Genomic DNA, 12,666 nt, shown 5'->3' on the forward strand with positions numbered 1-12,666 from the left:
ATACATCGCGAATTTTGTATCGTATTATGGATTTATAACGAATGCAACGGAGACAACGATGTACGCACAAATGGTCGACACTGGCCTGAAGAAGGTCCAGTCCGTCGAAGATATGAGCGCGCAGGAGCAGGCGTTCCAGGCCCGGATCGGCGCCGGCGTCAAGATCGAGCCCAAGGACTGGATGCCCGAGGCCTACCGCAAGACGCTGGTGCGCCAGATCTCGCAGCACGCGCACTCCGAAATCGTGGGTCAGCTCCCCGAGGGCAACTGGGTCACGCGCGCGCCCACACTCAAGCGCAAGGCCATTTTGCTGGCCAAGATCCAGGACGAAGCGGGCCATGGCCTGTACCTGTACAGCGCCGCCGAAACGCTGGGCGTCTCGCGCGACGAGCTGCTCGACGCGCTGCACAGCGGCCGCGCCAAGTACTCCAGCATCTTCAATTATCCCACGCTCAGCTGGGCCGACATGGGGGCCATCGGCTGGCTGGTCGATGGCGCGGCCATCACCAACCAGATCCCGCTGTGCCGCTGCTCGTACGGGCCGTACTCGCGCGCGATGATCCGCGTCTGCAAGGAAGAGGCCTTCCACGCGCGCCAGGGCTACGACATCATGATGAAGCTGGCGCAGGGCTCGCCCGAGCAAAAAGCCATGGCGCAGGATGCGCTGAACCGCTGGTGGTGGCCGTCGCTCATGATGTTCGGCCCGCCGGACGCGGACTCGGTCAACAGCCAGCAGTCGATGAACTGGCGCATCAAGCTGTTCTCGAACGACGAGCTGCGCCAGCGCATGGTGGACCAGACCGTGCCGCAGGCCGAATACCTGGGCCTCACGATCCCCGACCCCAAGCTCAAGTGGAACGCGGAGCGCGGCCACTACGACTTTGGCGAGATCGACTGGAGCGAGTTCCACAACGTCCTGAAGGGCAACGGCCCGTGCAACAAGGAGCGCCTCGCCACGCGCGTGAAGGCGTACGAGGACGGCCAGTGGTTCCGCGAAGCGCTGGTGGCGCACGCCGAGAAAAAAGCCGCAAAACAAGCAGCGTAGGGTGGGCACTTGTGCCCACGCGTGCGCACGCGCCGCGTGATTCCCGCGTGGGCTCGAGAGCCCACCCTACGTCGAAAAAACAGGGAGACAAACATGAGCAAAGAATGGCCGCTGTGGGAAGTATTCATCCGCAGCCAGCACGGCCTGGCACACAAGCACGTGGGCAGCCTGCACGCGCCGGACGCCGAAATGGCGATCAATAACGCGCGCGACGTGTACACCCGCCGCAACGAAGGCGTCTCGATCTGGGTCGTCAAGGCGCAGGACATCGTCGCCTCCAGCCCGGCCGACAAGGAGGCGCTGTTCGAGCCGTCCAACAACAAGGTGTACCGCCACCCGACCTTCTTCCCCATGCCGGAAGAAGTGAAGAACCTGTGAGCGCGGCCATGAACGAGAAGTTCGAATACCTGCTGCGCCAGGGCGACAACGCGCTCATCCTCGCGCAGCAGCTGTGCCAGTGGACCGGCAAGGGCCCCGCGCTGGAAGAGGACATGGCGCTGTCGAACATTGCGCTCGACCTGCTCGGCCAGACTCGCATGTGGCTCACCTACGCCGCCGAGGTCGAAGGCCAGGGGCGCGACGAGGACAAGCTTGCCTTCCTGCGCGACGCCGGCGCCTACCGCAACTGCCTGCTGCTCGAGCAGCCCAACGGCAGCTACGCCGACACGCTGATGCGCCAGTTCTACTTCGACGTGTGGCACTACTTCCTGATCGAAGGCCTGGCCAATTCGCGCGACGAGCGCATCGCCGAGATCGCCGCCAAGTCGCTCAAGGAAGTGACCTACCACCTGCGCCGCAGCAGCGACCTCGTGGTGCGCCTGGGCGACGGCACCGAAGAGAGCCATGCGCGCATGCAGGCGGCCGCCGACGAGCTGTGGCGCTTCACCGGCGAGATGTTCATCTACGACGCGGTGGACGAGGCGATGGTCAAACAAGGCGTGGCCCCGGCGTCGCAAGTGCTGCGCGCGGCCTTCCTGCAGCACGTGGCCGAGATCTTCGACGAAGCGACGCTCACCGTACCGCCGCTGGACACCTACATGCAGCGCGGCGGCAAGCAGGGCCGCCACACCGAGCGCCTCGGCTACATCCTGGCCGAGATGCAGTTCCTGCAGCGCGCCTATCCGGGCGTGGAATGGTAATGCAGGCGGGGCACGCAACGCGCGAGCAGGTGATGGCCTGGCTCGACGAAGTGGCCGACCCCGAGATCCCCGTGATCTCGGTGGTGGATCTGGGCATCGTGCGCGATGTGGCGTTCGATGGCGACGAATGCGTCGTCACCATCACGCCCACCTACTCGGGCTGCCCGGCCATGCAGGTGATCGCCGAATCGGTGACCGCGCAGCTGAACAAGCACGGCATCGCGAAGGTGCGCCTGGCCACGCGGCTCGCGCCCGCATGGACTACCGACTGGATGAGCGACGCCGGCAAGGCCGCGCTCAAGCGCTACGGCATTGCGCCGCCGGCGCAGCAGGCCATCGACATCAGCGGCCTGTCGCGCAGGCTGGCGCCCGAGCCCGACGTGGCATGCCCGCATTGCGGGTCGATGCACACCGCGCTGGTCAGCCAGTTCGGCTCGACGGCCTGCAAGGCGCTCTACAAGTGCCTGGACTGCCGCGAGCCCTTCGATTATTTCAAGAGCCATTAAGGCCGAACATGAGCAAATTCTATCCACTGACCGTGGCCAGCGTGCGGCATGAAACGCGCGACGCCATCGCCGTCACCTTCGACGTGCCGGCCGAGTTGAAGGAGACCTTCGCGTACCAGCAGGGCCAGCACCTGACGCTGCGCGCGACCATCGACGGCGAGGACGTGCGCCGTTCGTATTCGATCTGCTCGGCTGTGCAGGACAAGCTGCTGCGCGTGGCCATCAAGCGCACGCCGGGCGGAGTGTTCTCGAGCTGGGCCAACGAAAGCCTCAAGCCGGGCATGACGCTTGACGTGATGCCGCCGATGGGCCACTTCAACGTGCCACTCGACCCGGGCAACGAAAAGCATTACCTCGCCTTCGCCGCCGGCAGCGGCATCACGCCCATCCTTTCGATCATCAAGACCACGCTGCTGGCCGAACCGGGGAGCCGCTTCACCCTCGTGTACGGCAACCGCGCCACCTCGTCGGTGATTTTCCGGGACGAGCTGACCGACCTGAAGGACAGCTACCTCGAACGCCTGCGGCTGGTGTATGTCATGAGCCGCGAGCAGCAGGACATCGACCTGTTCAACGGCCGCATCACCGGCAACAAGTGCGCCCAGTTCCTGAAGCACTGGATCGACATCGACGAGATCGACATGGCCTTCATCTGCGGGCCGGAAGAGATGATGCATGGCGTATCGGCCGCGCTGGAGAAGGCCGGGCTGCCGAAGGAGTGCATCCGCATCGAACTGTTCGCGGCCAGCATTCCGAAACACGAGCATCGGCCACGCAAGGTGGAAGCGGGCGTGCAGCACCAGACCGAGGTGACGGTCATCATGGACGGCAACGCGACCAGCTTCAGCATGGACAAGGACAAGGAGTCGGTGCTGGACGCGGGCCTGCGCGCCGGCCTGGACATGCGCTACTCGTGCAAAGGCGGTGTATGCTCGACCTGCCGCTGCAAGGTCATGGAGGGGCAAGTCGAGATGGACGTGAACTACGCGCTGGAAGACTACGAAGTGGCGCGCGGCTTCGTGCTGAGCTGCCAGAGCTTCCCGCTCACGGACAAGGTGGTGCTCGACTTCGACATCGCGGAATGAACAGGTACATCAGCACCGTCGTCCCCGCGCAGGCGGGGACCCATGGAGCGCCTGCAGCACGGTAAAGCACGAATACAATCACCACGTCGTCCCGGCGAACGCCGGGACCCATGCTAAGTGTGCCGCAGCATACGCTGTCCATGGGTTCCCGCCTTCGCGGGAACGACGTGCCAGAGGAAAGGACGAAAATGAATTACGAATCGATCCACTTCAAGATCGACAACGGCATCGCCGTACTGACCCTGAACCGCCCGGACAAGCTGAACAGCTTCACCCAGGCGATGCACCTGGAAGTGCGCCACGCGCTGGAGCAGGTGCAGTCCGACCGCTCGGTGCGGGTGCTGGTGCTCACCGGCGCCGGCCGCGGCTTCTGCGCGGGCCAGGACCTGTCAGACCGCGCCGTCGAGCCGGGTTCGCCGGGCGTGGACCTGGGCGAATCGGTCGAAAAATTCTACGCCCCGCTGGTCATGTCACTGCGCTCGCTCCCCATGCCCGTGATCTGCGCGGTCAACGGCGTGGCCGCCGGCGCCGGCGCCAACCTCGCGCTGGCCTGCGACATCGTCCTGGCCGCCAAATCGGCCAGCTTCATCGAAGCGTTCTGCAAGCTGGGCCTGATCCCCGACACCGGCGGCACCTGGCACCTGCCGCGCACTGTCGGCATGGCGCGCGCCATGGGCCTGGCCATGCTGGGCGAGAAGCTCCCGGCCGAAAAGGCCGAGGAATGGGGCCTGATCTGGCGCGCCGTGCCGGACGAGTCGCTGATGGAAGAGGCGATGAAGATGGCTACGCACTTTGCCAGCGCGCCCACCAAAGGCTTGGCGTTCACCAAGAAGGCGCTGCAGGCCAGCTACGCCAACACCCTGCCGCAGCAGCTGCAGCTGGAAGCGGAGATGATGCGCGAACTGGGCTACAGCCACGACTACCGCGAAGGCGTGGCCGCGTTCATGGCCAAGCGCGCCCCGCAATTCAAGGGCGAATAAGATGGAGAACGCTCTCCCGAAAGGCAGCATTGTCGCGGTCGTCGGCAGCGGCGCCATGGGTTCCGGCATTGCGCAGGTGGCCGCCGCCGCTGGCTACCCGGTGCGGCTGTACGACTCCCGCCCGCAAGCGGTGGCAAAGGCGATTGCGGACATCGGCAAGGCCTACGCGCGCCTGGTCGAAAAGGACCGCATGAGCAGCGCCGAAGCCAACCTCGCCCGCGAGCGCCTCTGCGCGGCCGGCTCGCTGGAAGAACTGGCCGACGCCGCCATCGTGGTCGAGGCCATCGTCGAGAACCTGGACGTCAAACGCAAGCTGTTTGCGGACCTCGAAGCGGTCGTCGGCGAGCGCTGCATCCTCGCCACCAACACCTCGTCGATCTCGATCACGTCGATCGCCGCGCCGCTGCGCCGGCCCGAGCGCCTGGTTGGCATGCACTTCTTTAACCCGGTTCCGTTGATGGCGCTGGTCGAGGTGATCAGCGGCCTGGCCACCAGCCGCGAGGTGGCCGGGATCGTGTACGCGACGGCTCAAGCATGGGGCAAGGACCCGGTGCATGCCAAGTCCACGCCCGGCTTCATCGTCAACCGCGTGGCTCGCCCATACTACGCCGAGGCGCTGCGCCTGCTGCTCGAGCGCGCCGCCGATCCGGCCACGCTCGACGCCATCATGCGCGATTGCGGCGGCTTTCGCATGGGGCCGTTCGAGCTCATGGACCTGATCGGCCATGACGTCAACTTCTCGGTCACGCAATCGGTCTTCAACGCCTACTTCTCCGACCCGCGCTTCACGCCGTCGGTGCTGCAGCAGGAGCTGGTCAACGCCGGCTTCCTGGGCCGCAAATCGGGGCGCGGCTTCTATCGCTACGGTGATGACGCCGCCAAGCCCGAGCCGCAGCTGGAGCCGCACCGGCCGGCACCCGCGCAGGTGAGCTTTGGCCCGGGCGCGGAAGATGCCATGTCCGACGCCATCGCGCAGCGCCTGAGGGCCGCTGGCGTGCAGGTGATTGCCGACGCCGAACGCAGCGAAGCGCGCTTTCACTTGCAGAACACGGCAATCCACCTGACCGACGGGCGCACCGCCACCGAGCGCGCCAGCGAAAGCGAAGTGCGCGATACCGTGCTGTACGACCTGCTGCTCGACCCCGCGGGCGCCACGCGCATTGCGCTGGCCCGCGCCGACCAGTGCAGCGATGCAGCCTACAACGGCGCAGTGGGACTGTTCCAGGCAGCCGGCTTCGCCGTCACGCGCATCGACGACGTGCCCGGCATGGCCGTGATGCGCACCGTCGCCATGCTCGCCAACGAGGCTGCGGATGCGGTCAACCAGGGCGTGTGCAGCGCCGCCGCCGTGGACACCGCGATGCGCAAGGGCGTGAACTACCCGCGCGGCCCGCTGGCCTGGGCCGATTCGGTCGGCATCGAGCAGATCGTCATCGTTCTTTCCAATCTCGCAGCCAGTTATGGCGAAGACCGCTATCGCGTCTCGCCGCTGCTGCGCCGTAAGCTGTCCGCAGGAGCAAGGTTTCATGCATAGGGATCCACAAGCGCTGGCCGAACTGGCCGGCAAAACGATGTACGAGCGCGACCCGGCCAGCAAGGCGCTCGGCATGACGCTCGACGAGATCCGTCCGGGCTACGCGCGCATGTCGATGGCGGTGCGCGGTGATATGCTCAACGGCCACGGCACCTGCCACGGCGGTTTCATCTTCACGCTGGCCGACAGTGCGTTTGCGTTCGCATGCAACTCGCATAACCTGGCTGCCGTGGGTGCGGCCTGCAGCATCGACTACCTGGCCCCGGGGCGCGAAGGCGATACGCTCACGGCCGAAGCTGTGGAACAGGCCGTGACCGGCAAGACCGGCGTGTACGACATCGTAGTGACCAACCAGGAAGGCCGCAAGATCGCGCTCTTCCGCGGCAAGTCGCACCGCGTCAGCGGCCACGTGGTTGACGTCCCCACCTGACGAAGGAGGCAGCATGGTCAAGAGTACCGCCGACCCCGGCGCGCTGGACCCGATCGAGTGCGCCAGCCGCGACGAGCTGCAGGCCCTGCAACTGCAGCGCCTGAAGTGGTCGCTGCGCCATGCGTACGACAACGTCCCGCACTACCGCGCCTCGTTCGATGCGGCCGGCGTGCACCCGGACGACCTCAAGACCCTGGCCGACCTGGCCAGGTTCCCCTTCACCGACAAGAAGACCCTGCGCGACAACTACCCGTTCGGGCTGTTCGCCGTGCCGCGCGAGCAAGTGGTGCGCATCCACGCCTCGTCCGGCACCACCGGCAAGGCCACGGTGGTCGGCTACACTCAGCAGGACATCGACAACTGGGCCGGCCTGGTTGCGCGCTCGATCCGCGCGGCCGGCGGCAGGCCGGGCGACATGATCCATGTGGCCTACGGCTACGGGCTGTTCACCGGCGGGCTGGGCGCGCACTACGGGGCCGAACGGCTTGGCTGCACGGTGGTGCCGATGTCCGGCGGGCAGACCGAAAAGCAGGTCCAGCTGATCAACGACTTCAAGCCTTCGGTCATCATGGTCACGCCGTCGTACATGCTGACCCTGATCGAGGAATTCGTGCGCCAGGGGCTCGACCCGGCGGCCTCCTCGCTGCGTGTCGGGATCTTCGGCGCGGAGCCGTGGACCGAGGCGATGCGCGCCGAGATCGAAGAGCGTGCCGGCATCGATGCGGTGGACATCTACGGCCTGTCCGAAGTCATGGGTCCGGGCGTGGCCAGCGAGTGCGTGGAGAGCAAGGACGGCCCGGTGGTGTGGGAAGACCACTTCTACCCGGAGATCGTCGATCCCGAGACCGGCGAGGTACTGCCGGAAGGGGAAGAGGGCGAACTCGTGTTCACCTCGCTGACCAAGGAAGCGCTGCCGGTGATCCGCTACCGCACGCGCGACCTCACGCGCCTGCTGCCGCCCACCTCGCGCTCGATGCGGCGCATGGGCAAGGTCACCGGCCGTTCGGACGACATGCTCATCATCCGCGGCGTGAACGTCTTCCCCAGCCAGATCGAGGAGCTGATCCTCAAGATGCCGGCGCTGGCGCCGCAGTACCAGCTGGTGCTGGCGCGCGACGGCCACCTGGATACGCTCGAGGTGCTGGCCGAGCTGCGCGAGGACCTGGGCCACGAGGCAGTGGACCGGCTCGCGCGCGAACTGCAGTACCGCATCAAGACCAACATTGGCGTGACGACGCGCGTGACCTTGCTGCCCTCGCAGGGCATCGAGCGCACGCTCACGGGCAAGGCCCGGCGCGTCGTGGACAAGCGCCACAAACAGTGAACACAAGGAGATTCAAGTGACCGATGCATTCATCGTCGATGCCATCCGCACCCCGTTCGGCCGCTACGGCGGCGCGCTCGCCTCGGTGCGCGCGGACGACCTGGCAGCGCTGCCGATCGCCGCGCTCATCGAGCGCAACAAGGGCGTGGACTGGACCATGCTGGACGACCTGTTCTACGGCTGCGCCAACCAGGCGGGCGAGGACAACCGCAACGTTGGCCACATGGCGGGCCTGTTGGCTGGCCTGCCGCCTGAGGTGCCGGGCAATACCATCAACCGCTTGTGCGGATCGAGCCTGGACGCCGTGGGCACGGCTGCGCGCGCGATCCGTGCCGGCGAAGCGAATCTCATCATCGCCGGCGGCGTCGAGAGCATGACGCGCGCGCCTTTCGTGATGGGCAAGGCCGACAGCGCCTTTTCGCGCGCGGCAAAGATCGAGGACACCACCATCGGCTGGCGCTTCGTGAACCCGCTGATGAAGGCGAAGTACGGCATCGACTCCATGCCCGAAACCGCCGAAAACGTCGCGCGCGAGTTCAACGTCAACCGCGCCGACCAGGACGCATTTGCGCTGCGCAGCCAGCAGCGCTGGGCCAAGGCGCATGCGGCGGGATTCTTCAAGGACGAGATCGTGCCGGTGACGATCCACGGAAAGAAAGGCGAGTCGCGCGTGTTCGACACCGACGAGCACCCGCGCCCGGACACCACCATCGAAGCGCTCGCCAAACTGAAGGGCGTGGTCACGCCGGACGGCACCGTCACCGCCGGTAACGCATCGGGCGTGAACGACGGCGCCTGTGCGCTGCTGCTGGCGTCCGGCGCCGCGCTCGACCGCTTTGGCCTGAAGCCGCGCGCCCGCGTGCTCGGCATGGCCACCGCCGGCCTGCCGCCGCGGATCATGGGCTTTGGCCCGTCGCCCGCTTCGAAAAAAGTGCTGGCGCAGACGGGCTTGTCCATCGGCCAGATGGACGTGATCGAACTGAACGAGGCGTTCGCCGCGCAAGGGCTGGCCGTCACGCGCGACCTGGGCCTGCCGGACGGCGCGGAGCACGTGAACCCGAACGGCGGTGCGATTGCCATCGGCCACCCGCTCGGCGCTTCGGGCGCGCGTCTGGTCACGACCGCCGTCAACCAGCTGCACCGCACCGGTGGCCGCTACGCGTTGTGCACGATGTGCATCGGCGTGGGCCAGGGCATTGCACTCATCATCGAGCGGGTCTGACATGGTCAAGGTTTACGAAATCAATGGTGTGCGCCCGGTGGTGCATCCGACCGCCTACGTGCATCCGAGCGCGGTGCTGATCGGCGACGTGATCGTCGGTCCGCGCTGCTACATCGGGCCTCTGGCGTCGATGCGCGGCGACTTCGGCCGGCTGGTGCTGGAAGAGGGCGCCAACCTGCAGGATACCTGCGTGATGCACGGCTTTCCGGGCGAAGTGACCATCGTCGAAGTGGACGGCCACATCGGCCATGGCGCGGTGCTGCACGGGTGCCAGGTCAAGCGTAACGCCATGGTGGGCATGAACGCGGTGGTGATGGATGGCGCAGTCGTGGGCGAGGAATCGATCGTGGCCGCCTCCAGCTTCGTGAAGGCGAGGATGATCATTCCCCCGCGCTCGCTCGTGATGGGCACACCGGCGCGCATCGTGCGCGCGCTCACCGATGACGACGTGAAGTGGAAGATGCGGGGCACGAAGCAGTACCACGACCTGAACGTACGCTCGCTGCAAACCATGCGCGAAGTGGAAGCGTTCACCGAACCGGAGCCCGGCCGCCGTGGTATCGATTTCGGCCCGGATTTGCACAAGCCGAAGAAATAAACCAACGTCGTCCCCGCGCAGGCGGGGACCCATAGGCCGCGTGACCGCACGCTCAGCATGGGTTCCCGCCTGCGCGGGAACGACGGCAACTGACGGAGACGAAAAAAATGGGCAACCTCTCGACCCTGCAAAGCTTCATCGGCGGCCGCTGGCTTGGCCAGGAAGCGCACACCCTGCTGCACAGCGCGCTCGACAACAAGCCGATCTACCAGACACACGCTGAAAAAATCGACTTCGCCGAAGCGGTCCACTACGCCCGCAAGACCGGCGTCCCCGAGCTGATGAAGCTCGACTTCCAGAAGCGCGCCCAGCGCCTGAAGGCCCTGGCGCTGTACCTCATGGAGCGCAAGGAAGAGCTGTACGAGATCTCGCACCTCACCGGCGCCACGCGCCCCGACAGCTGGGTGGACGTGGAAGGCGGCATCGGCACCCTGTTCGCCTACGCCAGCATGGGCAGCCGCGAACTGCCGTCGTCGAATGTGCTGCACGAAGGCCCGGCCATGGCGCTGGGCAAGCGCGGCGGCTTTTCGGGCACTCACATCCTGGTGCCGCGCGGCGGCGTGGCGGTGCACATCAACGCCTTCAACTTTCCGATCTGGGGCCTGCTCGAAAAATTCGCGCCGAGCTTTTTGGCAGCCATGTCCTGCATCGGCAAACCCGCCACCGCCACCAGCTACCTGACGCACGCGGTGGTCAAGATGATGATGGAATCGAAGCTCCTGCCCGAGGGCTCGCTGCAGCTCGTCATCGGCGGCACCGGCGACCTGCTCGACCGCCTGACCGGGTTCGATGCCGTGACCTTCACCGGATCGGCCGACACCGCCGCCAAGCTGCGCGCCAACCCCAACCTGATCGCGCAGGCCGTGCCGTTCACCGCCGAGGCGGATTCGCTCAATGCCGCGATCCTGGCGCCGGACGTCACCCCCGATGATCCTGAGTTCGACCTGTTCGTGAAAGAAGTGGTGCGTGAAATGACCGGCAAGGCCGGCCAGAAGTGCACTGCGATCCGCCGCATCATCGTGCCCGAAAACCGCGCCGAGGCGCTCGGCCAGCGCTTGCGTGAGCGCCTTGCCAAGGTCGTCGTCGGCAACCCGAAGATGGAAGGCGTGCGCATGGGCGCGCTGGCCTCCCTGGACCAGCACCGCGACGTGTCCGAGCGCGTGGAGAAGCTCGCGCGCGGCAACGAGGTGCTGTTTTCAAGCCGCGACGGCTTCACGCCGCTGGGCGAGGGCGCCGAAAAAGGCGCCTTCTTCAGCCCCACGCTCCTCCTGTGCCGCAACGCCATGATCAACGACGCGGTGCACGACATCGAAGCCTTTGGCCCGGTGAGCACCATGATGACCTACACCGACATCGACGAGGCGCTGGAACTGGCCGCACGCGGCAAGGGCAGCCTGGTGACCACGCTGGTGACCAAGGATCCGGCGATCGCCGCGCACGCCGTGCCCATCGCCGCCGCCTCGCACGGCCGCGTGCATATCCTCGACCGCGAAGCGTCTGTCGATTCCACCGGCCACGGCTCGCCGCTGCCGCAGCTCAAGCACGGCGGCCCGGGCCGTGCAGGCGGCGGCGAGGAGCTGGGCGGCATCCGCGCCGTCAAGCACTTCCTGCAGCGCGCGGCGGTGCAGGGATCGCCGACGATGCTCACCGCCGTCACCGGTGAATACGTACGCGGCGGCGCCGTCAAGGAAAGCGACATCCATCCGTTCCGCCGCTACTTCGAGGACCTGGAGATCGGCCATTCGCTGCTCACGCACCGCCGCACTGTGAGCGAGGCGGACATCGTCAACTTTGGCGGCGTCTCGGGCGACTACTTCTATATGCACTTCGACGAGATCGCGGCCAAGGACACGCAGTTCGGCAAGCGCATCGCGCACGGCTATTTCGTGCTGTCGGCGGCGGCGGGCCTGTTCGTTTCGCCAGCGCCGGGGCCGGTGCTGGCCAACTATGGCCTGGACAACCTGCGCTTCGTGGCCCCGGTGGCCATTGGCGACACCATCCGCGCGCGCCTGACCTGCAAGCGCAAGGTGGACCGCAACCGCACCGACGAGCAGGGCCGCGGGCAGGGCGTTGTGGCGTGGGACGTGCAGGTGACCAACCAGAACGACGAGCTGGTGGCCAGCTACGACATCCTCACGCTGGTGCAAAAGCGCGGCTGATCAACCGAGCGTTGAACGCGTGGGCGGGAGACCCGCCCACCCTACAGAACCGTCACGGTAGGGTGGGCAGCTCGGCTGCCCACGCGTCCAACTACAGTCTGAATGAGCGGACAAGGAGGAAGCATGCCAAAGCTCGACCTGAACAACATCGAACAACGCAAGGGCACCAACTACCCCGAACAGTTCGCCGGCCCGATGAAGGACCGCATCCGCCAGCGCCTGGGCGACGCCGCCGGCCTCACGCAATTCGGCGTCAACCTGCTGCAGCTATCGCCGGGCAGCTGGTCCGCCCAGCGCCACTGGCATTCGCACGAGGACGAATTCGTTTATATCGTTTCCGGTGAAGTGGTGCTGGTCACGGACGAGGGCGAGCAGGTCATGCGTGCCGGAGACTGCGCCGGCTTCCCGGCTGGCGTTCCCAACGGCCACCACCTGGTCAATCGCAGCGACAAGGTCGCGGTCTGCCTCGAAGTGGGCACGCGCAACCCGCAGCAGGACCGTGCCGAGTATCCGGACATCGACATGGTCTGCCACCCGGGGCGCGACGGCTACCACCACAAGGACGGTACGCCGTACTGAGCGCCGCCGTAGGGTGGGCACTTGTGCCCACGCCGTGCTCACGAGCCGCGTGCGAACGCGTGGGC

General features: G+C 66.4%; 13 protein-coding genes. All 13 read left to right on the forward strand.

What is annotated here, in order from left to right; translation table 11 throughout:
* The first annotated feature begins 58 nt into the window (after nt 1-58).
* The 13 genes from paaA (at nt 59) to NX774_RS17545 (ending at nt 12,601) form a co-directional block, all read left to right on the forward strand.
* On the forward strand, nt 59-1,045 hold the full coding sequence (gene paaA / locus NX774_RS17485) for a 1,2-phenylacetyl-CoA epoxidase subunit PaaA (RefSeq protein ID WP_258823542.1): 987 nt from the start codon (nt 59-61) through the stop codon (nt 1,043-1,045).
* A gap of 93 nt (nt 1,046-1,138) precedes the next feature.
* The gene (gene paaB, locus NX774_RS17490) at nt 1,139-1,423 is read left to right on the forward strand and encodes a 1,2-phenylacetyl-CoA epoxidase subunit PaaB (RefSeq protein ID WP_258823543.1); all 285 of its coding nucleotides are present in this window, start codon (nt 1,139-1,141) and stop codon (nt 1,421-1,423) included.
* 8 nt (nt 1,424-1,431) lie between these two features.
* Nucleotides 1,432-2,184 (forward strand): 1,2-phenylacetyl-CoA epoxidase subunit PaaC, encoded by a 753-nt coding sequence (gene paaC, locus NX774_RS17495; protein WP_258823544.1) that lies wholly within the window; start codon nt 1,432-1,434, stop codon nt 2,182-2,184.
* The gene (paaD, locus tag NX774_RS17500) at nt 2,184-2,690 is read left to right on the forward strand and encodes a 1,2-phenylacetyl-CoA epoxidase subunit PaaD (RefSeq protein WP_258823545.1); all 507 of its coding nucleotides are present in this window, start codon (nt 2,184-2,186) and stop codon (nt 2,688-2,690) included. Before paaC ends, paaD begins: the two co-directional genes overlap by 1 nt.
* Nucleotides 2,691-2,698: 8 nt before the next feature.
* Nucleotides 2,699-3,775: a 1,2-phenylacetyl-CoA epoxidase subunit PaaE gene (paaE, locus tag NX774_RS17505; RefSeq protein ID WP_258823546.1), complete on the forward strand. Its 1,077-nt coding sequence runs from the start codon at nt 2,699-2,701 to the stop codon at nt 3,773-3,775.
* A 188-nt stretch (nt 3,776-3,963) separates the two neighbouring features.
* On the forward strand, nt 3,964-4,755 hold the full coding sequence (gene paaG / locus NX774_RS17510) for a 2-(1,2-epoxy-1,2-dihydrophenyl)acetyl-CoA isomerase PaaG (RefSeq protein WP_258823547.1): 792 nt from the start codon (nt 3,964-3,966) through the stop codon (nt 4,753-4,755).
* Nucleotide 4,756: 1 nt separating this feature from the next.
* A complete protein-coding gene (gene paaH / locus NX774_RS17515; protein WP_258823548.1) occupies nt 4,757-6,289 on the forward strand; it encodes a 3-hydroxyacyl-CoA dehydrogenase PaaH in 1,533 nt (510 codons plus the stop codon).
* The gene (gene paaI / locus NX774_RS17520) at nt 6,282-6,719 is read left to right on the forward strand and encodes a hydroxyphenylacetyl-CoA thioesterase PaaI (RefSeq protein ID WP_258823549.1); all 438 of its coding nucleotides are present in this window, start codon (nt 6,282-6,284) and stop codon (nt 6,717-6,719) included. Before paaH ends, paaI begins: the two co-directional genes overlap by 8 nt.
* A gap of 13 nt (nt 6,720-6,732) precedes the next feature.
* Nucleotides 6,733-8,043: a phenylacetate--CoA ligase PaaK gene (gene paaK, locus NX774_RS17525; protein WP_258823550.1), complete on the forward strand. Its 1,311-nt coding sequence runs from the start codon at nt 6,733-6,735 to the stop codon at nt 8,041-8,043.
* Nucleotides 8,044-8,059: 16 nt separating this feature from the next.
* Nucleotides 8,060-9,265 carry a 3-oxoadipyl-CoA thiolase gene (gene pcaF / locus NX774_RS17530; RefSeq protein WP_258823551.1) on the forward strand — a complete coding sequence of 402 codons (1,206 nt, stop codon included), beginning with the start codon at nt 8,060-8,062 and terminating at the stop codon, nt 9,263-9,265.
* A gap of 1 nt (nt 9,266) precedes the next feature.
* Nucleotides 9,267-9,863 carry a phenylacetic acid degradation protein PaaY gene (locus NX774_RS17535; RefSeq protein ID WP_258823552.1) on the forward strand — a complete coding sequence of 199 codons (597 nt, stop codon included), beginning with the start codon at nt 9,267-9,269 and terminating at the stop codon, nt 9,861-9,863.
* 107 nt (nt 9,864-9,970) lie between these two features.
* Nucleotides 9,971-12,022 (forward strand): phenylacetic acid degradation bifunctional protein PaaZ, encoded by a 2,052-nt coding sequence (gene paaZ / locus NX774_RS17540; protein ID WP_258823553.1) that lies wholly within the window; start codon nt 9,971-9,973, stop codon nt 12,020-12,022.
* A 123-nt stretch (nt 12,023-12,145) separates the two neighbouring features.
* Entirely contained in the window at nt 12,146-12,601 is a 456-nt protein-coding gene (locus NX774_RS17545) for a cupin domain-containing protein (protein ID WP_258823554.1), read from the forward strand.
* The last annotated feature ends 65 nt before the right edge of the window (nt 12,602-12,666 follow it).

This window comes from Massilia agilis, assembly GCF_024756255.1.
GTDB lineage: Bacteria > Pseudomonadota > Gammaproteobacteria > Burkholderiales > Burkholderiaceae_D > Telluria > Telluria agilis.